We start from the raw sequence: 18,864 nt of genomic DNA on the forward strand, positions 1-18,864 counted from the left end.
TTTAATGCTGGCATTATTGGCCCGCATTAATAAAAACTTCTGATCGCACTCACGACGGTGAGTGCGGCTCACAACTAGGAAGGAACACGATCGTGTCTAAAGAAAAATTTGAACGTACGAAACCGCACGTTAACGTTGGTACTATCGGCCACGTTGACCACGGTAAAACCACTCTGACTGCAGCAATCTGTACTGTACTGTCTAAAACTTACGGCGGTTCAGCGCGTGACTTCGCATCAATCGATAACGCGCCAGAAGAGCGCGAGCGTGGTATCACTATCTCTACTTCACACGTAGAGTACGATACTCCAACTCGCCACTACGCACACGTAGACTGCCCAGGACACGCTGACTATGTTAAAAACATGATCACCGGTGCTGCGCAAATGGACGGTGGTATCCTGGTTGTTGCGGCAACTGACGGTCCAATGCCACAAACTCGTGAGCACATCCTGCTGGGTCGCCAGGTTGGTATTCCATACATCCTTGTATTCATGAACAAGTGTGACATGGTTGACGACGAAGAGCTGCTTGAGCTGGTTGAGATGGAAGTTCGTGAACTGCTGTCTGAGTACGAATTCCCAGGTGATGACTGCCCAGTCATTCAAGGTTCTGCACTGGGTGCACTGAACGGCGAAGCTGAGTGGGAAGCGAAAATCGTTGAGCTGGCAGAAGCACTGGATTCATACATCCCAGAGCCAGAGCGTGCGATCGACAAGCCATTCATCCTGCCAATCGAAGACGTATTCTCAATCCAGGGCCGTGGTACTGTTGTAACGGGTCGTGTTGAGCAAGGTATCGTTCGCGTAGGTGACGAAGTTGCTATCGTTGGTATCAAAGACACTACTACTACTACTTGTACTGGCGTTGAAATGTTCCGTAAGCTTCTGGACGAAGGCCGTGCAGGTGAGAACGTTGGTGTTCTGCTGCGTGGTACTAAGCGTGACGAAGTTGAGCGTGGTCAAGTACTGGCGAAGCCGGGTTCTATCACTCCTCACACTAAGTTCGAGTCAGAAGTATACGTTCTGTCTAAAGACGAAGGCGGCCGTCATACTCCGTTCTTCAAAGGCTACCGTCCACAGTTCTACTTCCGTACGACTGACGTGACCGGTACTATCGAACTGCCAGAAGGGGTTGAGATGGTAATGCCAGGCGACAACATCCAAATGGTTGTTGAGCTGATTGCACCAATCGCGATGGACGAAGGCCTGCGCTTCGCTATCCGTGAAGGTGGCCGTACCGTAGGTGCGGGTGTTGTTGCTAAGATCCTTGCTTAATTTTTATTAAGTTTCGATTAGCACAATGCTAGAAAAAGGACGCTTCGGCGTCCTTTTTCATTTTTAGAAAGCTAGTATTTGTAAGGCACCGCTAAGAGAACAGGTGCTTTCATCCCTACAGTGATATTCCTTCAAATTCTTTCTTCATCCTTTTCTCTCATTATTCGTCAATCAATCGAAGAAACGAATTGGTAATACTAACAATTCTCGTTTATATTGTTATTAGTATCATTGAGGAAGATATAAAGATGTACGTTTGCTTGTGCCACGGGATTTCTGATAAGACGTTGAAGAAACTTGCTTATGAGCAAGGGGTCGATGACATACGCGAAATCAGAAAGCTAACTCCCTTGGGCTCACAGTGCGGCAAGTGCATTCGTCCTGCAAAGGAAATCCTTCAGGAAGCGGCGTTGAATCCTCTCTATAAGAAAGCGGGTTAAACTGCTTTTCTAATATCTGATATTGACGACTCTTCATTCGGTTCTACTGTTAATAGACGCCGAAGAGGAGAGTTTGTTATGAAGTCTGATCCAAAAATTATCCAACACCTCAATAAAATCCTAGGCAACGAGCTTGTCGCTATTAATCAGTATTTTCTTCATGCCCGAATGTACAAAGACTGGGGATTGAAAGTGATTGCTGACAAAGAGTACGACGAATCGATAGACGAAATGAAACATGCTGATGATCTGATTGAGCGTATTCTCTTCCTCGAAGGTATTCCGAACCTGCAAGATCTGGGCAAATTGCGCATAGGAGAAGATACCAAAGAAATGCTCGAGTGTGATTTGGCACTGGAAATGGATGCTATCCCAGATCTGCGCGATGCTATCGAATACGCTGAAAGTGTTCGTGACTACGTGTCGCGTGACCTGTTTCAGGATATTTTGGAAGACGAAGAGGAGCATGTAGATTGGTTGGAAACCCAATTAGGTCTGATCGATAAAGTGGGTATTCAGAATTATAATCAGGCACAAATGATTGAATGCGAAGACTCTTAAGCAAAGATTTTGAATATGAGAAAAGGGAGCCCAAAAGAGGCTCCTTTTTCGTTAAAGTGACACAGCCAGAGACCGCTATTTTACTCGCGTGCTTATCCCCTGATTATTTTTTAAACGCCGCTTGCAAAGAAAATTGTGATCTGTATAATGCCCGCACTGCCTGAGACATTTGCTCTCTACTGTGCAGTTGTGAACCAATGAGCACAGGAGGAAGACCCTTCGTAGTAGGTGAAAGCCTGATATGGTCGGTAATGTATACTCCGCTTATGTTCGCAGTCATATAAAATGGCTGACAATGTATCAGATATTGATACTACGGTTTCACATAAATCAATCGGCATTCCCTCGTATTTTTGAGGTCGAGTGGCGATATTGTTTGTGTAATTTTTTAATTTGGAGCTCTGTCTAATGCAGAACCAACGTATCCGTATCCGCCTGAAGGCTTTCGATCACCGTTTGATCGACCAGTCTACTGCGGAAATCGTTGAAACCGCTAAGCGCACTGGTGCGCAGGTGAAGGGTCCAATCCCTCTGCCAACTCGCAAAGAGCGCTTTACCGTTCTTATCTCTCCGCACGTAAACAAAGATGCGCGTGACCAGTACGAAATCCGTACTCACAAGCGTCTGATCGACATCGTTGAGCCAACAGATAAAACTGTTGACGCTCTGATGCGTCTTGACCTTGCTGCGGGCGTTGATGTTCAAATCAGCCTGGGTTAAGAGGGGAGCTAATAATGATTGGTCTAGTCGGTCGTAAAGTGGGCATGACTCGCATCTTCACTGAAGAAGGCGTTTCTATCCCTGTAACCGTTGTAGAAGTAGAAACTAACCGTGTTACTCAGGTACGTACTCCTGAAGTAGATGGTTACTCTGCTATCCAAGTAACTTCAGGCGCTAAGAAAGCAAGCCGCGTAACTAAGCCAGAAGCTGGTCACTTTGCGAAAGCAGGTGTTGAAGCTGGCCGTGGTCTGTGGGAATTCCGTCTGGAAAACGGCGAAGATTTCGAAGTAGGCGCTGAGCTGAACGTTGATCTGTTTGCTGAAATCAAAAAAGTAGACGTTACTGGCACATCTAAAGGTAAGGGCTTCCAAGGCGCTGTTAAGCGTTGGAACTTCCGTACTCAAGATATGACCCACGGTAACTCCTTGTCTCACCGTGCTCCTGGTTCTATCGGTCAATGTCAGACTCCAGGTCGCGTATTCAAAGGCAAGAAAATGGCAGGTCACATGGGTGCTGAGCAGGTAACTACTCAAAACCTTGAGATCGTACGTGTTGACGCTGAGCGCAAACTGCTTCTTATCAAAGGTGCAGTACCAGGTGCGACTGGCAGCAACGTGATCGTTAAACCAGCCGTTAAAGCGTAACGTCGAGGAGATAGTAATGGAATTGGTAGTGAAAGGCGCTGACGCGCTGACTGTTTCCGAAACTACCTTCGGGCGTGAGTTCAACGAAGCTCTGGTTCACCAAGTAGTAGTTGCATACGCAGCTGGTGCCCGTCAAGGTACTCGTGCGCAAAAGACTCGTTCAGACGTATCAGGTGGCGGTGCTAAGCCATGGCGTCAGAAGGGTACTGGTCGCGCTCGTGCAGGTACAATCCGTAGCCCAATCTGGCGCTCGGGTGGTGTAACTTTCGCTGCGCGTCCTCAGGACCACAGCCAGAAAGTTAACAAGAAAATGTACCGTGGTGCTATTAAAAGCATCCTGTCTGAGCTGGTTCGTCAAGAGCGTCTGATCGTTGTTGATAACTTCTCAGTAGAAGCACCAAAAACTAAAGAGCTGATCGCTAAGCTAAAAGAGCTTGAGCTGTCTGAAGCTCTGATCGTAACTGCAGAAGTTGATGAGAACCTGTTCTTGGCAGCGCGCAACCTGTACAAGGTTGATGTTCGCGATGCAGCAGGCATTGACCCAGTTAGCCTGATCGCTTTCGACAAAGTAGTTATGACTGCAGCTGCAGTTAAGCAAGTTGAGGAGATGCTGGGATGATCACTGAAGAGCGTATCCTGAAAGTTCTGCGTGCTCCGCACATCTCTGAAAAAGCAACCATGGCTGCTGAGAACGGTAACACTATCGTTTTCAAAGTAGCGATGACTGCGACTAAGAGAGAGATCAAAGCAGCAGTTGAGAAACTGTTCGAAGTTGAAGTGAAGTCTGTAAACACTCTTATCACTAAGGGTAAGACCAAACGTCAAGGTATGCGCCAAGGCCGTCGTTCAGACGTGAAAAAAGCGTACGTTATCTTGAAAGAAGGTCAAGACATCGACTTCGCTGGCGGCGCTGAGTAAGACGGAGGAGTAACAGAAAATGGCAATTGTTAAATGTAAGCCTACTTCACCGGGTCGTCGTCACGTTGTTAAGATTGTAAACGCTGACCTGTACAAAGGTAAGCCTTACGCACCACTGCTGGAGAAAAACTCTAAGTCTGGTGGTCGTAACAACAACGGTCGTATCACTGTACGTCACATCGGTGGTGGGCATAAGCAACACTACCGTGTAATTGACTTCAAACGTACTAAAGACGGCATCCCAGCGAAAGTTGAGCGTCTGGAATACGATCCAAACCGTAGCGCGAACATCGCACTGGTTCTGTACGCAGACGGTGAGCGTCGTTACATCATTGCACCTAAAGGCCTGAAAGCTGGCGACCAGATCCAATCTGGTTCAGATGCTGCGATCAAAGTAGGTAATAGCCTGCCAATGCGCAACATCCCAGTAGGTTCTACAGTTCACAACGTTGAACTGAAGCCTGGTAAAGGTGCTCAGCTGGCTCGTTCAGCTGGTGCATACGCACAAATCGTAGCTCGCGATGGCGCATACGTAACTATTCGTCTGCGTTCTGGTGAGATGCGTAAAGTTCTTTCTGAAGGTCGTGCGACCATCGGTGAAGTTGGTAACGCAGAACACATGCTGCGTGAACTGGGTAAAGCAGGTGCTACTCGCTGGAAGGGCGTTCGTCCAACAGTACGTGGTGTTGCAATGAACCCAGTAGACCACCCACACGGTGGTGGTGAAGGTCGTACTTCGGGCGGCCGTCACCCAGTATCTCCTTGGGGTATGCCTACTAAAGGCTTCAAGACCCGTAAGAACAAACGTACCGACAAGTACATCGTACGTCGTCGTAACAAGTAATTTATATCAGAGGATAAGCCATGCCACGTTCTCTCAAGAAAGGTCCTTTTATTGACCTGCACTTGCTGAAGAAGGTAGAGAAAGCGGTGGAAAGCGGTGACAAGAAGCCTGTTAAGACTTGGTCCCGTCGTTCAATGATCATCCCTCAGATGATCGGTTTGACCATCGCTGTCCATAATGGTCGTCAGCACGTACCTGTTTTCATCACTGATGAGATGATCGGTCACAAGCTGGGCGAATTTGCACCAACACGTACTTATCGCGGCCACGCTGCTGATAAGAAAGCTAAGAAGCGTTAAGGAGTTAAGATATGGAAGCTATTGCTAAACATCGCTTTGCTCGTATTTCGCCTCAGAAAGCACGTTTGGTAGCAGACCAAGTGCGCGGTAAAAACGTTGCACAAGCAATTGAACTTCTGACTTTTAGCGACAAAAAAGCCGCTGATCTGATCAAGAAGGTGCTGGAGTCTGCAATTGCAAACGCTGAGCATAACGAAGGCGCAGACATCGATGATTTGTCTGTAGCAAAAATCTTCGTTGACGAAGGCCCAGTCATGAAGCGCATCATGCCTCGTGCAAAAGGCCGTGCCGATCGCATCTTGAAGCGTTCTAGCCACATCACTGTTGTTGTAGCAGACCGCTAAGAGACGAGGAGAGAAAGCAATGGGTCAAAAAGTACATCCTAATGGTATTCGTCTTGGCATCTGTAAGCCTTGGAATTCCACCTGGTTTGCTAACAGCCAAGATTTCGCTGACAACCTAGACGGCGACTTCAAGGTACGTCAGTTCCTGACTAAAGAACTGTCTAAAGCGTCTGTTTCTCGTATCGTTATCGAGCGTCCTGCTAAGAGCATCCGTGTGACTATTCACACTGCTCGTCCAGGCGTTGTTATCGGTAAGAAAGGCGAAGACGTAGAAAAACTGCGCGCTCGCGTTGCACAACTGGCAGGTGTTCCTGCTCAAATCAACATCGCAGAAGTACGCAAGCCTGAGCTTGACGCACAACTGGTTGGTGACAGCATCGCGTCTCAGCTAGAGCGTCGTGTTATGTTCCGCCGCGCTATGAAGCGTGCGGTACAAAACGCAATGCGTCTGGGTGCCAAGGGTATTAAAGTGGAAGTAAGCGGCCGTCTTGGCGGTGCTGAAATCGCTCGTACCGAGTGGTACCGTGAAGGTCGTGTGCCACTGCACACTCTTCGTGCTGACATTGATTACGCAACTTCTTCGGCTCACACCACTTACGGTGTAATTGGTATTAAAGTTTGGATCTTCAAAGGCGAAGTTCTGGGCGGTATGCCAGTAGCAGAGCCACAGGCTGATAAGCCTAAGAAGCAGCGTAAAGGCCGTAAGTAAGGAGTCTATCGATGCTTCAACCAAAACGTACTAAGTTCCGCAAGACTCATAAGGGTCGTAACCGCGGTCTTGCTGCAGGTACTGACGTAAGCTTCGGTACCTTCGGCCTGAAAGCTGTTGGTCGTGGTCGTATCACTGCGCGTCAGATCGAAGCTGCACGTCGTGCTATGACTCGTCACATCAAGCGTCAGGGTCAAATCTGGATCCGTGTGTTCCCAGACAAGCCAATCACTACCAAGCCTCTGGAAGTTCGTCAGGGTAAAGGTAAGGGTTCTGTGAGCTACTGGGTTGCACAAATCCAACCAGGTAAAGTCCTGTACGAGATGGATGGTGTTTCTGAAAGCCTTGCTCGCGAAGCATTCGAGCTGGCTTCTCGTAAACTACCTATCAAAACCACTTTCGTAACTAAGGCGGTGATGTGATGAAAGCACAAGAACTTCGCGAAAAGAGCGTAGAGCAGCTGAATGAAGAACTGTTGGGTCTGCTGCGTGAGCAATTCAACCTGCGCATGCAAGCGGCTACTGGTCAACTTCAGCAAACTCACACTCTGAAGAACGTTCGTCGCGATATCGCACGTGTTAAAACCGTTCTGAACCAGAAGGGCAACGCATAATGAGCGACAAAATCCGTACTCAACAAGGTCGTGTAATTAGCGACAAGATGGATAAATCTATCGTTGTTGCTATCGAACGCCAGGTGAAACACCCAATCTACGGTAAATTCATCAAGCGTACGACAAAACTGCACGTTCATGACGAAAACAACGAGAGCGCACAAGGCGATACCGTTGAGATCCGTGAGTGCCGTCCACTGTCTAAGACTAAGTCTTGGACTCTGGTACGCGTAGTTGAGAAAGCGCGCCTGTAAGGTAAGCTTTCCAGCGATAAAAAACAAAGCGGCTCCCTTTACGGAGCCGTTTATTTTTTATCTACCCATCTTCAAAAAATAGTGTTATTATTCGCCGCCCTTGTAATGAGGCAGCCCGACCCGAGATGGGTCTAGATGTAATAACAGCGGAGCACTAACAATGATCCAAATGCAAAGTATGCTGGATGCAGCCGATAACTCCGGCGCTCGCAGCGTAATGTGTATTAAGGTGCTGGGTGGTTCACACCGTCGCTACGCCCATATCGGCGACGTCATCAAAGTTACCGTTAAAGATGCAATTCCACGCGGTAAAGTTAAAAAAGGTGATGTCCTGAAGGCGGTTGTAGTTCGCACCCGTAAAGGCGTTCGTCGTCCAGACGGCTCTGTCATTCGCTTCGACCGTAATGCTTGTGTACTGTTGAATAACACTACTGAGCAACCAGTCGGTACCCGTATCTTTGGTCCTGTGACACGCGAACTTCGTGGCGATAAGTTCATGAAGATTGTGTCTCTGGCGCCAGAAGTTCTGTAAGGAGCGGTTAAAATGGCAGCTAAAATCCGTCGTAATGACGAAGTTATCGTTCTTGTCGGTAAAGACAAAGGCAAGAAAGGTAAAGTAAGTAAGGTTCTGACCACCGGTAAAGTTATCGTTGAAGGTATCAACCTGGTTAAGAAACACCAGAAGCCTGTTCCGGCTCTGGGCATCCAAGGCGGCATCGTAGAAAAAGAAGCTGCAGTGGACGTTTCTAACGTTGCTATCTACAACGCGGCAACTGGTAAGGCAGACCGTGTAGGCTTCCGATTCGAAGACGGCAAAAAAGTTCGTTTCTTCAAATCGAATGGCGAAATTATTTAAGTAATTCTGGAGTAGTACACTATGGCGAAACTGCATGATTACTACAAAGAGACTGTTGTAAAAGAACTGGCTGAAAAGTTCGAATACAAGAGTATCATGCAAGTCCCAAGGATCGAAAAGATCACCCTGAACATGGGTGTGGGCGAAGCAATCAACGACAAGAAACTGCTTGAGAACGCAGCATCTGACCTAGCATCAATCACAGGTCAGAAGCCGCTAATCACTAAAGCACGCAAGTCTGTTGCTGGCTTCAAGATCCGTGAGGGCTACCCAATTGGCTGTAAAGTAACCCTGCGTGGCGAGCGTATGTGGGAATTCCTAGAGCGTCTGATTTCAATCGCTCTTCCACGTGTGCGTGACTTCCGTGGCGTTAGTTCGAAATCATTCGACGGTCGCGGTAACTATAGCATGGGCGTTCGTGAGCAAATCATCTTCCCAGAGATCGACTACGACAAAGTAGATCGTATCCGTGGTCTTGATATTACTATCACGACTACAGCGGCGACTGATGAGGAAGGTCAAGCTCTGCTGGCTGCCTTTAACTTCCCATTCCGTAAGTAAGGTGAAGGGTTACTGTAATGGCTAAGCAATCAATGAAAGCGCGCGAAGTAAAACGCGCGAAGCTGGTAGCAAAGTTCGCTGAGAAGCGTGCTGCACTAAAAGCTATCATCAAAAACGTTAACGTGTCTGAAGAAGAGCGTTGGGATGCTGTCCTGAAGCTTCAAACTCTACCGCGTGATTCTGCTAAGTCTCGTCAGCGTAACCGCTGTAACCAGACTGGTCGTCCACATGGCTACCTGCGCAAATTCGGCCTGAGCCGAATCAAGGTTCGTGAAGCTTGCATGAAAGGCGAGATTCCGGGTCTGCGTAAGGCGAGTTGGTAATTGAATCACGGGAGTAAAGACTTATGAGCATGCAAGATCCGATTTCGGATATGCTGACCCGCATCCGCAACGGTCAGGCAGCAACCAAAGTTGCTGTTAAGATGCCTTCGTCAAAGCTGAAAGTGGCAATTGCTGAGCTGCTGAAAGCTGAAGGTTATGTGGCTGACTACGCTATTTCTGGCGAAGTAAAGCCTGAGCTGGAAGTTACTCTGAAGTACTTCGAAGCTAAACCAGTTATCGAGCAAATCCAACGTGTAAGCCGTCCAGGTCTGCGCATCTATAAGAAAAAAGATGAGCTGCCTTCTGTAATGGGTGGTCTGGGTATTGCTGTAGTATCAACTTCTAAAGGTTTGATGACCGACCGTGCAGCTCGCAAAGCGGGTCTGGGCGGCGAAATCATCTGCTACGTAGCGTAAGGAGTAGGAAATGTCTCGTGTTGCAAAAGCACCCGTAGTAATTCCTGCCGGCGTAGAGGTGAAACTGAACGGTCAGGAAATCACTGTTAAAGGTAGCAAGGGTGAACTGACCCGCGTTATCAACGATGCAGTGGAACTAAGCCAAGAAGACAACGCTGTGAAGTTCGCACCACGCGAAGGTATTGCTAAAGCTAACGCTCAAGCAGGTACTGCACGTGCACTGGTGAACAACATGGTTGTTGGTGTTACTGAAGGCTATACCAAGAAACTGATCCTGAAAGGTGTTGGTTATCGTGCAGCAATGAAGGGTAACTCAGTCGCTCTGACTCTGGGTTTCTCTCACCCTGTTGAACACGAACTGCCTGCAGGCATCAAAGCAGAATGCCCAAGCCAAACTGAAATTGTTATCACTGGTGTTGATAAACAAGTAGTTGGTCAAGTAGCTGCTGACATCCGCGCATACCGTCAACCTGAGCCTTACAAAGGCAAAGGTGTTCGTTACTCTGACGAAGTTGTGCGTACTAAAGAAGCTAAGAAGAAGTAAGGTAACACTATGGATAAGAAAATTGCTCGTATCCGTCGTGCGACCCGAGCGCGTCGCAAGATTGCTGAACTGGGTGCGACTCGCCTAGTGGTACACCGTACTCCACGTCACGTGTACGCACAGGTTATCGCGGCAAATGGCTCCGAGGTAATCGCAGCTGCTTCTACCGTAGAAAAAGCGATCCGTGAGCAAGTGAAGAGCACCGGTAACAAAGAAGCCGCAGCAGCAGTAGGTAAAGCTATCGCTGAGCGTGCGAAGGAAAAAGGCATCGAATCTGTTGCTTTTGACCGTTCCGGTTTCCAATACCACGGCCGCGTGGCTGCACTGGCAGATGCTGCCCGTGAAGCTGGTCTGAAATTCTAAGGTAGGCGGAAAGATGGCTAACGATAAACAACAAAGTGATTTGCATGAGAAGCTGATTGCTGTCAACCGTGTTTCTAAAACGGTTAAAGGTGGTCGCATCTTCAGCTTCACCGCTCTGACTGTAGTCGGTGATGGCAATGGTCGCGTAGGTTTCGGTTACGGCAAAGCCCGTGAAGTACCTGCTGCTATCCAAAAATCAATGGAAAAAGCGCGACGTAACATGGTTACTGTTGCGCTGAACGAAGGTACTCTTCACCACGCTGTTAAAGGCCGCCACACTGGTTCTAAAGTGTACATGCAGCCTGCTTCAGAAGGTACGGGTATCATCGCAGGTGGTGCGATGCGTGCGGTTCTAGAAGTTGCGGGTGTTCGCAACGTTCTGGCAAAAGCATACGGTTCTACTAACCCAATCAACATTGTTCGCGCAACGATCGATGGTTTGGGTGGTATGAAGTCTCCAGAAATGGTAGCTGCTAAGCGCGGTCTGCCAGTTAACGAAATTCTGGGGTAATTCGACATGGCTAAAACTATCAAAGTAACTCAGACTCGTAGCTCTATCGGTCGTTTGCCGAAGCATAAAGCTACCCTGCGTGGCTTGGGCCTACGTCGCATCAACCACACTGTTGAACTTGAAGATACTGCTTGCGTACGTGGCATGATCAATCAAGTTTACTACATGGTTAAAGTGGAGGAGTAATCACAATGCGTCTGAATACTCTATCTCCGGCTGCGGGTTCAAAGCCTTCTAAGAAGCGCGTTGGCCGTGGTATCGGTTCAGGCCTGGGCAAAACTGGTGGCCGCGGTCACAAAGGTCAGAAATCACGTTCAGGTGGTTCTGTACGTCCAGGTTTCGAAGGTGGTCAAATGCCTTTGAAACAGCGTCTGCCAAAATTTGGTTTTACTTCTCGCAAGAGCCTGACTGCGGCTGAAGTTCGCCTGAGCGAACTGGCTAAAGTTGAAGGTGACGTAGTAAGCCTTGAGACACTGAAAGCTGCAAACGTAATCACTAAAGACATCCGTACGGCGAAAATCGTACTGTCTGGTGAGATTGCACGCTCAGTGACTGTTAAAGGTCTTCGCGTTACTAAAGGCGCTCAAGCTGCAATCGAAGCTGCTGGCGGTAAAATCGAGGAATAATTAGCTCGAGGACGAGGTACAGATGGCAAAACAACCAGGACAAAATTTTAGTAGTGCAAAAGGTGGACTAGCGGAGCTGAAAAGCCGTCTACTCTTTGTGGTAGGTGCGTTGCTCGTATTCCGCGCCGGTTCTTTTGTGCCAATTCCTGGTATTGACGCTGCTGTACTTGCCGATCTGTTCGAACAGCAACAAGGGACCATCATTGAACTGTTTAACATGTTCTCTGGTGGTGCTCTTGAGCGTGCTTCTATCCTAGCGCTGGGCATCATGCCGTATATTTCGGCATCGATCATTGTCCAATTGCTTACGGTAGTTCATCCAGCCTTAGCTGAGTTGAAGAAAGAAGGGGAGTCTGGCCGTCGTAAGATCAGTCAGTACACCCGCTACGGTACGCTGGTATTGGCAACCTTCCAAGCGATTGGTATCGCTACAGGCTTGCCAAGTATGATTCCGGGTCTGGTTGTAAACCCAGGCCTTGGATTCTACTTTACCGCTGTTGTGAGCTTGGTCACTGGCACCATGTTCCTGATGTGGTTAGGTGAACAGATCACTGAGCGTGGTATCGGCAACGGTATTTCCATCATAATATTTGCTGGTATCGTTGCAGGATTGCCATCCGCTATCGGACAAACAGCCGAGCAAGCGCGTCAAGGTGAATTGCACGTGCTTCTTCTTCTGTTGATTGCGGTAATTGCATTTGCAGTAATTGCGTTCGTTGTGTTTGTAGAGCGTGGTCAACGTCGAATCGTTGTTAACTACGCGAAACGTCAGCAAGGCCGTCGTGTCTTTGCTGCGCAAAGCACACACCTGCCATTGAAATTAAACATGGCAGGCGTAATTCCAGCAATTTTTGCATCAAGTATTATCCTGTTCCCAGGCACACTGGCTCAATGGTTTGGCCAGAGTGAACAGTTGGGCTGGTTGGCGGATGTGTCATTGGCACTGAGCCCTGGTCAACCACTGTATGTAATTCTTTATGCTGCTGCGATTATCTTCTTCTGTTTCTTCTACACGGCGTTGGTTTTCAACCCGCGTGAGACAGCAGACAATCTGAAGAAGTCTGGTGCATTCGTACCTGGTATTCGCCCGGGCGAGCAGACTGCGAAGTACATAGATAAAGTAATGACTCGATTAACCCTAGCGGGGGCGTTGTATATCACCTTTATCTGTCTGATCCCCGAGTTCATGATGATTGCTTGGAACGTACGCTTCTACTTTGGCGGTACTTCCCTACTTATCGTAGTCGTGGTAATCATGGACTTTATGGCTCAAGTTCAGACACATCTGATGTCTCAACAATATGAGTCCGTGTTGAAGAAAGCCAATCTGAAAGGCTACGGCCGATAACAGATTGACATTTACGGAGTTTAGCAATGAAAGTTCGTGCTTCCGTTAAGAAAATCTGCCGTAACTGTAAAGTTATCAAGCGTAACGGTGTAGTTCGCGTGATTTGCAGTGAGCCAAAGCACAAGCAGCGCCAAGGCTAATAGCAGAATATTTTTCTTGCAAAATTTAGGCAGGCTGGCTACATTAGCCAGCCCACCTTTTGTGTGTGCAAAAGAAGTGGTATAGCCGCTGCGTATCCTAAACGGGCTCTGCAGCGGTTCTTCTTGATAAAGTACTAGGAGTGAATAGTGGCCCGTATTGCAGGCATTAACATTCCTGATCAGAAGCATGCTGTAATCGCACTGACTGCGATCTACGGTATCGGTAAAACCCGTTCAAAAGCTATCCTAGCTGAGACTGGTATTGCTGAAAGCACTAAGATCAGTGAACTAACTGAAGAGCAGATCGATCTACTGCGTGATGGCGTTGCCAAGTACACTGTAGAAGGTGATCTACGTCGTGAAGTTTCCATGAACATCAAGCGTCTGATGGACCTTGGTTGTTACCGCGGTTTGCGTCATCGTCGCAGCTTGCCACTACGTGGCCAGCGTACGAAGACCAATGCTCGTACCCGTAAGGGTCCGCGCAAGCCGATCAAGAAATAATCGGGGTAGGTAAAGTACTATGGCTAAACAACCAAATCGCGCACGTAAACGCGTACGCAAGCAAGTTGCTGACGGCGTAGCGCACATCCATGCGTCTTTCAACAACACAATCGTAACCATTACTGACCGTCAAGGTAATGCTCTAGCATGGGCTACTGCAGGTGGTTCTGGTTTCCGTGGTTCTCGTAAATCAACTCCGTTCGCTGCACAGGTTGCTGCTGAGCGTTGTGGTGAGATGGCTAAAGAATATGGCCTGAAGAACCTGGAAGTTATGGTTAAGGGCCCTGGTCCAGGTCGTGAATCTACTATTCGCGCACTGAACGCGGCTGGTTTCCGTATCACTAACATTGTTGATGCGACTCCAATCCCACATAACGGTTGTCGTCCACCTAAGAAACGTCGCGTATAACGCTGTTTCTTAGAATTCTGGAGAAAGATCATGGCAAGATATTTGGGTCCTAAGCTGAAGCTTAGCCGTCGCGAAGGTACTGACTTGTTCCTGAAGTCAGGCGTACGCGCGATTGATACCAAGTGTAAAATTGATAACGCCCCAGGCGTACACGGCGCACGTCGCGGCCGTCTGTCTGACTACGGCGTTCAGCTTCGTGAGAAGCAAAAAGTTCGTCGTATCTACGGCGTACTGGAAAAACAATTCCGTAACTACTATAAAGAAGCTGCTCGCATCAAAGGCAACACAGGTGAAAACCTGCTGCAACTTCTGGAAGGTCGTCTAGATAACGTAGTTTACCGCATGGGCTTCGGCGCAACTCGCGCAGAATCACGTCAGCTGGTAAGCCACAAAGCGATCCTGGTAAACGGTAAAGTGGTTAACGTTCCTTCTTTCAAGGTAACGGCCAACGACGTTGTTAGCATTCGCGAGAAAGCTAAGAACCAGGCACGCATCAAAGCAGCTCTTGAAATTGCTGCTCAGCGCGAGCTGCCAACTTGGATCGAAGTAGACAGCAACAAAATGGAAGGCACTTTCAAGCGCCTGCCAGAGCGTTCAGATTTGTCTGCTGACATCAACGAACACCTGATCGTCGAGCTTTACTCTAAGTAAGGCTAAACTAAAGAGAGGACACAATGCAGGGTTCTGTAACAGAATTTCTTAAGCCGCGTCTGGTTGACATCGAACAAGTTAGCTCGACGCACGCAAAAGTAACTCTTGAGCCGCTAGAGCGTGGCTTTGGTCACACCCTAGGTAATGCTCTACGTCGCATCCTACTGTCGTCTATGCCTGGTTGTGCGGTGACAGAAGTAGAAATTGACGGCGTGTTGCACGAGTACAGCACCAAAGAGGGCGTACAGGAAGATATCCTGGAAATCCTGCTTAACCTTAAAGGCCTTGCCGTTAAGGTAGAGGGTAAAGATGAAGTTATCCTAACCCTGAATAAGTCTGGTGCAGGCCCTGTTGTTGCAGGCGACATCACCCACGACGGTGGTGTTGAGATTGCGAACCCAGAACACGTAATCTGCCACCTGACAGATTCAAATGCTGAGGTCAGCATGCGAATCAAGGTAGAACGTGGTCGCGGCTACGTACCAGCGTCAGCGCGTATTCACACTGAAGAAGACGAGCGTCCAATCGGCCGTCTGCTTGTAGATGCAACGTTCAGCCCAGTAGACCGTATTGCTTATAATGTTGAAGCAGCACGTGTTGAACAGCGTACCGACCTCGACAAGCTGGTTATCGATATGGAGACTAACGGTACTCTTGATCCTGAGGAAGCTATCCGTCGTGCAGCAACTATTCTTGCTGAGCAACTGGACGCGTTCGTAGATCTGCGTGATGTACGAGTTCCTGAAGAGAAAGAAGAGAAGCCAGAGTTCGATCCGATCCTACTGCGTCCTGTAGACGATCTTGAACTAACTGTTCGCTCTGCTAACTGTTTGAAAGCAGAAGCGATCCACTACATCGGTGATCTGGTACAGCGTACTGAGGTTGAGCTTCTTAAGACGCCAAACCTTGGTAAGAAGTCTTTGACTGAAATTAAAGACGTGCTGGCTTCACGTGGTCTGTCTCTGGGTATGCGCCTGGAAAACTGGCCGCCAGCATCAATCGCTGAAGATTAATCAGATTCTGATTACTTAGTTAGAAGGATTAGGTCATGCGCCATCGTAAGAGTGGTCGTCAACTCAATCGCAACAGCAGCCATCGCAAAGCGATGTTCAGCAACATGGCTAGCTCGCTGGTAACTCACGAAGTTATCAAAACTACTCTGCCTAAGGCAAAAGAGCTGCGTCGCGTAATTGAGCCATTGATTACCCTAGCAAAGAACGACAGTGTTGCTAACCGTCGTCTTGCATTCGCTCGTACTCGTAACGACGAAGTTGTAGCGAAGTTGTTCAACGAACTGGGTCCACGTTTTGCCTCTCGTGCAGGCGGTTACACTCGCATTCTGAAATGCGGTGTACGTGCCGGCGATAAAGCCCCTATGGCTTACATCGAGTTGGTAGATCGCCCAGAGACAGCTGCAGAAGAAGCAGCTGAGTAATCTCTCGGTTCGTTCAAATAAGAAGCCAGGCTTTAGCTTGGCTTTTTATTTATCTACTCATTCATAAAACAGCCTACGCCCGTTTCTTTCTCTATAACTCTTGACGTCAAGGCTTCAGTTAAACAGTCTTTTCACTTCTACTTCTACTTCTACTTCTACTTCTACTTCTACTTCTACTTCTACTTCTACTTCTACTTATCTAATGACTGAACTGAATTCTCTAACGGATCTGAATTCATTGATTGGCTCAGTTAGTGAATAAGCAATATTGCAAACGTCAAATATGTGTGGGGAGCGGGGAGCCTGACGAGGCTATTACATGGTGCATAACACACTTATGCACAGACTCTTGTGTGTTTTGTGTGAGTAAAATGTGTGGAAATAAGGCTTTCGAGTGAAATATAGCCAAGTGAAGCGATTTTCATAAAAAACCTCAAAAAAGTCCTTGCCAGAATTTCAGACCTCCCTATAATGCCGCCTCACCGACACGGAGAGCGGCTCCCACAGCGGAAACGCCCACTCAAATCGGTACGGCGAAGGCCTCAAAAATTGAGTTGAAATAAACGCTTGACGCGCTGTTTCGAATCAGTAAAATGGCCGCCCGCTTCGGAGGGGAATTCACCCCGAGAGGCAAGTCAATAAGGTGTTTTGAGGGTTGCGAAAGCAACGCTGAAAAATCTCAAAATTTCTTCTTGACTTCATCGCCCGGCAGCGTAAAATTCGCAGCCCTGACGGTGAGAAGCGACGCTTCTTCAAGTCAACGTTCTTTAACAATTTGACCTATGCAATCTGTGTGGGCACTCGTGATTGATAGACAAAAGATTTATCGATGTTTACTGAGTGACCAAACGAAATAACTTCGGTTATATCGGCACAGTCAATTCGTTTTGCTTCTGCTTTTTTAAAAAGCGGAGACAAAACAACAACAGTATTTCATCGAGCCAAAAACTTTAATTGAAGAGTTTGATCATGGCTCAGATTGAACGCTGGCGGCAGGCCTAACACATGCAAGTCGAGCGGCAGCGACAATAAAGATTCTTCGGATGATTTATTGGGCGGCGAGCGGCGGACGGGTGAGTAATGGCTGGGAACCTGCCTGGTAGAGGGGGATAACCACTGGAAACGGTGGCTAATACCGCATGATGTCTTTGGACCAAAGAGGGGGACCTTATGGCCTCTCGCTACCGGATGGGCCCAGTTGGGATTAGCTAGTTGGTGGGGTAAAGGCTCACCAAGGCGACGATCCCTAGCTGGTTTGAGAGGATGATCAGCCACACTGGAACTGAGACACGGTCCAGACTCCTACGGGAGGCAGCAGTGGGGAATATTGCACAATGGGCGCAAGCCTGATGCAGCCATGCCGCGTGTGTGAAGAAGGCCTTCGGGTTGTAAAGCACTTTCAGCCGTGAGGAAGGCATTGTACTTAATACGTGCAGTGTTTGACGTTAGCGGCAGAAGAAGCACCGGCTAACTCCGTGCCAGCAGCCGCGGTAATACGGAGGGTGCGAGCGTTAATCGGAATTACTGGGCGTAAAGCGCATGCAGGCGGTCTGTTAAGCAAGATGTGAAAGCCCCGGGCTTAACCTGGGAAAGTCATTTTGAACTGGCAGGCTAGAGTCTTGTAGAGGGGGGTAGAATTTCAGGTGTAGCGGTGAAATGCGTAGAGATCTGAAGGAATACCGGTGGCGAAGGCGGCCCCCTGGACAAAGACTGACGCTCAGATGCGAAAGCGTGGGGAGCAAACAGGATTAGATACCCTGGTAGTCCACGCCGTAAACGATGTCTACTTGGAGGCTGTAGTCTAGAACTGTGGCTTTCGGAGCTAACGCGTTAAGTAGACCGCCTGGGGAGTACGGTCGCAAGATTAAAACTCAAATGAATTGACGGGGGCCCGCACAAGCGGTGGAGCATGTGGTTTAATTCGATGCAACGCGAAGAACCTTACCTACTCTTGACATCCACAGAAGCCGGAAGAGATTCTGGTGTGCCTTCGGGAACTGTGAGACAGGTGCTGCATGGCTGTCGTCAGCTCGTGTTGTGAAATGTTGGGTTAAGTCCCGCAACGAGCGCAACCCTTATCCTTGTTTGCCAGCACTCGAGTGGGAACTCCAGGGAGACTGCCGGTGATAAACCGGAGGAAGGTGGGGACGACGTCAAGTCATCATGGCCCTTACGAGTAGGGCTACACACGTGCTACAATGGCATATACAGAGGGCAGCGAGGCAGCGATGTGAAGCGAATCCCAGAAAGTATGTCGTAGTCCGGATTGGAGTCTGCAACTCGACTCCATGAAGTCGGAATCGCTAGTAATCGTGGATCAGAATGCCACGGTGAATACGTTCCCGGGCCTTGTACACACCGCCCGTCACACCATGGGAGTGGGCTGCACCAGAAGTAGATAGCTTAACCTTCGGGAGGGCGTTTACCACGGTGTGGTTCATGACTGGGGTGAAGTCGTAACAAGGTAGCCCTAGGGGAACCTGGGGCTGGATCACCTCCTTAACGATACTATTGATGCCAGTGTCCACACAGATTGTATAGGTTGAAAAAGTAA

General features: G+C 48.5%; 31 protein-coding genes and 1 rRNA gene. All 32 read left to right on the forward strand.

Features of this window, described 5'->3' with window-relative positions; translation table 11 throughout:
• The first annotated feature begins 92 nt into the window (after positions 1-92).
• The 32 genes from tuf to VP504_RS12885 all read left to right on the forward strand — a co-directional run bounded on the left by tuf (position 93) and on the right by VP504_RS12885 (position 18,812).
• Complete coding sequence (tuf, locus tag VP504_RS12730) at positions 93-1,277, forward strand: elongation factor Tu (protein ID WP_251877228.1); 1,185 nt, start codon at positions 93-95, stop codon at positions 1,275-1,277.
• 248 nt (positions 1,278-1,525) lie between these two features.
• Entirely contained in the window at positions 1,526-1,717 is a 192-nt protein-coding gene (locus VP504_RS12735) for a bacterioferritin-associated ferredoxin (protein WP_325891505.1), read from the forward strand.
• Between the two features lie 78 nt (positions 1,718-1,795).
• Positions 1,796-2,278, forward strand: a complete 483-nt coding sequence (gene bfr, locus VP504_RS12740) for a bacterioferritin (protein WP_062667940.1) — start codon at positions 1,796-1,798, stop codon at positions 2,276-2,278.
• A 408-nt stretch (positions 2,279-2,686) separates the two neighbouring features.
• Positions 2,687-2,998: a 30S ribosomal protein S10 gene (gene rpsJ / locus VP504_RS12745; protein WP_002541412.1), complete on the forward strand. Its 312-nt coding sequence runs from the start codon at positions 2,687-2,689 to the stop codon at positions 2,996-2,998.
• A gap of 14 nt (positions 2,999-3,012) precedes the next feature.
• Positions 3,013-3,642 carry a 50S ribosomal protein L3 gene (gene rplC / locus VP504_RS12750; protein WP_002541413.1) on the forward strand — a complete coding sequence of 210 codons (630 nt, stop codon included), beginning with the start codon at positions 3,013-3,015 and terminating at the stop codon, positions 3,640-3,642.
• 16 nt (positions 3,643-3,658) lie between these two features.
• Entirely contained in the window at positions 3,659-4,261 is a 603-nt protein-coding gene (gene rplD, locus VP504_RS12755) for a 50S ribosomal protein L4 (RefSeq protein WP_002541414.1), read from the forward strand.
• A complete protein-coding gene (rplW, locus tag VP504_RS12760; RefSeq protein ID WP_002541415.1) occupies positions 4,258-4,560 on the forward strand; it encodes a 50S ribosomal protein L23 in 303 nt (100 codons plus the stop codon). The genes rplD and rplW overlap by 4 nt, the downstream gene beginning before the upstream one ends.
• Before the next feature lie 19 nt (positions 4,561-4,579).
• Positions 4,580-5,404, forward strand: a complete 825-nt coding sequence (gene rplB, locus VP504_RS12765) for a 50S ribosomal protein L2 (protein ID WP_002541416.1) — start codon at positions 4,580-4,582, stop codon at positions 5,402-5,404.
• 20 nt (positions 5,405-5,424) lie between these two features.
• Positions 5,425-5,703 (forward strand): 30S ribosomal protein S19, encoded by a 279-nt coding sequence (gene rpsS, locus VP504_RS12770; protein WP_002541417.1) that lies wholly within the window; start codon positions 5,425-5,427, stop codon positions 5,701-5,703.
• An 11-nt stretch (positions 5,704-5,714) separates the two neighbouring features.
• Positions 5,715-6,047, forward strand: coding sequence for a 50S ribosomal protein L22 (gene rplV, locus VP504_RS12775; RefSeq protein ID WP_002541418.1), 333 nt, complete (start codon positions 5,715-5,717; stop codon positions 6,045-6,047).
• 19 nt (positions 6,048-6,066) lie between these two features.
• Complete coding sequence (rpsC, locus tag VP504_RS12780) at positions 6,067-6,756, forward strand: 30S ribosomal protein S3 (protein ID WP_002541419.1); 690 nt, start codon at positions 6,067-6,069, stop codon at positions 6,754-6,756.
• Between the two features lie 11 nt (positions 6,757-6,767).
• A complete protein-coding gene (gene rplP, locus VP504_RS12785; protein ID WP_002541420.1) occupies positions 6,768-7,178 on the forward strand; it encodes a 50S ribosomal protein L16 in 411 nt (136 codons plus the stop codon).
• The gene (gene rpmC, locus VP504_RS12790; protein WP_002541421.1) at positions 7,178-7,369 is read left to right on the forward strand and encodes a 50S ribosomal protein L29; all 192 of its coding nucleotides are present in this window, start codon (positions 7,178-7,180) and stop codon (positions 7,367-7,369) included. The genes rplP and rpmC overlap by 1 nt, the downstream gene beginning before the upstream one ends.
• Complete coding sequence (gene rpsQ, locus VP504_RS12795) at positions 7,369-7,623, forward strand: 30S ribosomal protein S17 (protein ID WP_325891506.1); 255 nt, start codon at positions 7,369-7,371, stop codon at positions 7,621-7,623. Before rpmC ends, rpsQ begins: the two co-directional genes overlap by 1 nt.
• Positions 7,624-7,783: 160 nt before the next feature.
• Positions 7,784-8,155, forward strand: a complete 372-nt coding sequence (gene rplN / locus VP504_RS12800; protein ID WP_002541423.1) for a 50S ribosomal protein L14 — start codon at positions 7,784-7,786, stop codon at positions 8,153-8,155.
• Between the two features lie 12 nt (positions 8,156-8,167).
• Positions 8,168-8,479 carry a 50S ribosomal protein L24 gene (gene rplX, locus VP504_RS12805; protein WP_325891508.1) on the forward strand — a complete coding sequence of 104 codons (312 nt, stop codon included), beginning with the start codon at positions 8,168-8,170 and terminating at the stop codon, positions 8,477-8,479.
• A 21-nt stretch (positions 8,480-8,500) separates the two neighbouring features.
• The gene (gene rplE, locus VP504_RS12810) at positions 8,501-9,040 is read left to right on the forward strand and encodes a 50S ribosomal protein L5 (RefSeq protein WP_002541425.1); all 540 of its coding nucleotides are present in this window, start codon (positions 8,501-8,503) and stop codon (positions 9,038-9,040) included.
• A 17-nt stretch (positions 9,041-9,057) separates the two neighbouring features.
• Entirely contained in the window at positions 9,058-9,363 is a 306-nt protein-coding gene (rpsN, locus tag VP504_RS12815) for a 30S ribosomal protein S14 (RefSeq protein WP_325891509.1), read from the forward strand.
• A 23-nt stretch (positions 9,364-9,386) separates the two neighbouring features.
• A complete protein-coding gene (gene rpsH, locus VP504_RS12820) occupies positions 9,387-9,779 on the forward strand; it encodes a 30S ribosomal protein S8 (RefSeq protein ID WP_062667944.1) in 393 nt (130 codons plus the stop codon).
• A 10-nt stretch (positions 9,780-9,789) separates the two neighbouring features.
• Entirely contained in the window at positions 9,790-10,323 is a 534-nt protein-coding gene (gene rplF, locus VP504_RS12825; protein WP_325891510.1) for a 50S ribosomal protein L6, read from the forward strand.
• Between the two features lie 9 nt (positions 10,324-10,332).
• Positions 10,333-10,686, forward strand: a complete 354-nt coding sequence (gene rplR, locus VP504_RS12830; protein WP_002541429.1) for a 50S ribosomal protein L18 — start codon at positions 10,333-10,335, stop codon at positions 10,684-10,686.
• Between the two features lie 13 nt (positions 10,687-10,699).
• Complete coding sequence (rpsE, locus tag VP504_RS12835) at positions 10,700-11,197, forward strand: 30S ribosomal protein S5 (RefSeq protein ID WP_002541430.1); 498 nt, start codon at positions 10,700-10,702, stop codon at positions 11,195-11,197.
• Positions 11,198-11,203: 6 nt separating this feature from the next.
• Positions 11,204-11,383 (forward strand): 50S ribosomal protein L30, encoded by a 180-nt coding sequence (gene rpmD / locus VP504_RS12840; RefSeq protein WP_002541431.1) that lies wholly within the window; start codon positions 11,204-11,206, stop codon positions 11,381-11,383.
• A gap of 5 nt (positions 11,384-11,388) precedes the next feature.
• On the forward strand, positions 11,389-11,823 hold the full coding sequence (gene rplO / locus VP504_RS12845; protein ID WP_002541432.1) for a 50S ribosomal protein L15: 435 nt from the start codon (positions 11,389-11,391) through the stop codon (positions 11,821-11,823).
• A 22-nt stretch (positions 11,824-11,845) separates the two neighbouring features.
• On the forward strand, positions 11,846-13,171 hold the full coding sequence (secY, locus tag VP504_RS12850; protein ID WP_325891511.1) for a preprotein translocase subunit SecY: 1,326 nt from the start codon (positions 11,846-11,848) through the stop codon (positions 13,169-13,171).
• Between the two features lie 26 nt (positions 13,172-13,197).
• Positions 13,198-13,311, forward strand: a complete 114-nt coding sequence (gene rpmJ / locus VP504_RS12855) for a 50S ribosomal protein L36 (RefSeq protein WP_000868186.1) — start codon at positions 13,198-13,200, stop codon at positions 13,309-13,311.
• A gap of 147 nt (positions 13,312-13,458) precedes the next feature.
• Complete coding sequence (gene rpsM, locus VP504_RS12860) at positions 13,459-13,815, forward strand: 30S ribosomal protein S13 (protein WP_002541533.1); 357 nt, start codon at positions 13,459-13,461, stop codon at positions 13,813-13,815.
• A gap of 19 nt (positions 13,816-13,834) precedes the next feature.
• On the forward strand, positions 13,835-14,224 hold the full coding sequence (gene rpsK / locus VP504_RS12865) for a 30S ribosomal protein S11 (protein WP_002541534.1): 390 nt from the start codon (positions 13,835-13,837) through the stop codon (positions 14,222-14,224).
• A gap of 30 nt (positions 14,225-14,254) precedes the next feature.
• Complete coding sequence (rpsD, locus tag VP504_RS12870; RefSeq protein ID WP_002541535.1) at positions 14,255-14,875, forward strand: 30S ribosomal protein S4; 621 nt, start codon at positions 14,255-14,257, stop codon at positions 14,873-14,875.
• Positions 14,876-14,898: 23 nt separating this feature from the next.
• Positions 14,899-15,888: a DNA-directed RNA polymerase subunit alpha gene (locus tag VP504_RS12875; RefSeq protein WP_251877232.1), complete on the forward strand. Its 990-nt coding sequence runs from the start codon at positions 14,899-14,901 to the stop codon at positions 15,886-15,888.
• Between the two features lie 35 nt (positions 15,889-15,923).
• Positions 15,924-16,310, forward strand: a complete 387-nt coding sequence (gene rplQ / locus VP504_RS12880; protein ID WP_002541538.1) for a 50S ribosomal protein L17 — start codon at positions 15,924-15,926, stop codon at positions 16,308-16,310.
• A 951-nt stretch (positions 16,311-17,261) separates the two neighbouring features.
• Positions 17,262-18,812 (forward strand): 16S ribosomal RNA (locus VP504_RS12885).
• Positions 18,813-18,864: the final 52 nt, after the last annotated feature.

The sequence above is a fragment of the Grimontia sp. NTOU-MAR1 genome, assembly GCF_035758505.1.
GTDB classification, from domain to species: domain Bacteria; phylum Pseudomonadota; class Gammaproteobacteria; order Enterobacterales; family Vibrionaceae; genus Enterovibrio; species Enterovibrio marinus.

Bases quoted from the DNA above. Each gene is read 5' to 3' on its own strand.
- VP504_RS12875 (WP_251877232.1), top strand. From the start codon at position 14,899: ATGCAGGGTTCTGTAACAGAATTTCTTAAGCCGCGTCTGGTTGACATC.
- rpmJ (WP_000868186.1), top strand. From the start codon at position 13,198: ATGAAAGTTCGTGCTTCCGTTAAGAAAATCTGCCGTAACTGTAAAGTT.
- rpsS (WP_002541417.1), top strand. From the start codon at position 5,425: ATGCCACGTTCTCTCAAGAAAGGTCCTTTTATTGACCTGCACTTGCTG.
- bfr (WP_062667940.1), top strand. From the start codon at position 1,796: ATGAAGTCTGATCCAAAAATTATCCAACACCTCAATAAAATCCTAGGC.
- rpsK (WP_002541534.1), top strand. From the start codon at position 13,835: ATGGCTAAACAACCAAATCGCGCACGTAAACGCGTACGCAAGCAAGTT.
- rplW (WP_002541415.1), top strand. From the start codon at position 4,258: ATGATCACTGAAGAGCGTATCCTGAAAGTTCTGCGTGCTCCGCACATC.
- rpmD (WP_002541431.1), top strand. From the start codon at position 11,204: ATGGCTAAAACTATCAAAGTAACTCAGACTCGTAGCTCTATCGGTCGT.
- VP504_RS12735 (WP_325891505.1), top strand. From the start codon at position 1,526: ATGTACGTTTGCTTGTGCCACGGGATTTCTGATAAGACGTTGAAGAAA.
- rpsC (WP_002541419.1), top strand. From the start codon at position 6,067: ATGGGTCAAAAAGTACATCCTAATGGTATTCGTCTTGGCATCTGTAAG.
- rpsH (WP_062667944.1), top strand. From the start codon at position 9,387: ATGAGCATGCAAGATCCGATTTCGGATATGCTGACCCGCATCCGCAAC.
- rplC (WP_002541413.1), top strand. From the start codon at position 3,013: ATGATTGGTCTAGTCGGTCGTAAAGTGGGCATGACTCGCATCTTCACT.
- rplF (WP_325891510.1), top strand. From the start codon at position 9,790: ATGTCTCGTGTTGCAAAAGCACCCGTAGTAATTCCTGCCGGCGTAGAG.
- rpsJ (WP_002541412.1), top strand. From the start codon at position 2,687: ATGCAGAACCAACGTATCCGTATCCGCCTGAAGGCTTTCGATCACCGT.
- rpsD (WP_002541535.1), top strand. From the start codon at position 14,255: ATGGCAAGATATTTGGGTCCTAAGCTGAAGCTTAGCCGTCGCGAAGGT.
- rpsQ (WP_325891506.1), top strand. From the start codon at position 7,369: ATGAGCGACAAAATCCGTACTCAACAAGGTCGTGTAATTAGCGACAAG.
- rplR (WP_002541429.1), top strand. From the start codon at position 10,333: ATGGATAAGAAAATTGCTCGTATCCGTCGTGCGACCCGAGCGCGTCGC.
- rplE (WP_002541425.1), top strand. From the start codon at position 8,501: ATGGCGAAACTGCATGATTACTACAAAGAGACTGTTGTAAAAGAACTG.
- rplP (WP_002541420.1), top strand. From the start codon at position 6,768: ATGCTTCAACCAAAACGTACTAAGTTCCGCAAGACTCATAAGGGTCGT.
- rplV (WP_002541418.1), top strand. From the start codon at position 5,715: ATGGAAGCTATTGCTAAACATCGCTTTGCTCGTATTTCGCCTCAGAAA.
- rpsE (WP_002541430.1), top strand. From the start codon at position 10,700: ATGGCTAACGATAAACAACAAAGTGATTTGCATGAGAAGCTGATTGCT.
- rplD (WP_002541414.1), top strand. From the start codon at position 3,659: ATGGAATTGGTAGTGAAAGGCGCTGACGCGCTGACTGTTTCCGAAACT.
- rplQ (WP_002541538.1), top strand. From the start codon at position 15,924: ATGCGCCATCGTAAGAGTGGTCGTCAACTCAATCGCAACAGCAGCCAT.
- rpsN (WP_325891509.1), top strand. From the start codon at position 9,058: ATGGCTAAGCAATCAATGAAAGCGCGCGAAGTAAAACGCGCGAAGCTG.
- secY (WP_325891511.1), top strand. From the start codon at position 11,846: ATGGCAAAACAACCAGGACAAAATTTTAGTAGTGCAAAAGGTGGACTA.
- rpmC (WP_002541421.1), top strand. From the start codon at position 7,178: ATGAAAGCACAAGAACTTCGCGAAAAGAGCGTAGAGCAGCTGAATGAA.
- rplO (WP_002541432.1), top strand. From the start codon at position 11,389: ATGCGTCTGAATACTCTATCTCCGGCTGCGGGTTCAAAGCCTTCTAAG.
- rplX (WP_325891508.1), top strand. From the start codon at position 8,168: ATGGCAGCTAAAATCCGTCGTAATGACGAAGTTATCGTTCTTGTCGGT.
- rplN (WP_002541423.1), top strand. From the start codon at position 7,784: ATGATCCAAATGCAAAGTATGCTGGATGCAGCCGATAACTCCGGCGCT.
- rplB (WP_002541416.1), top strand. From the start codon at position 4,580: ATGGCAATTGTTAAATGTAAGCCTACTTCACCGGGTCGTCGTCACGTT.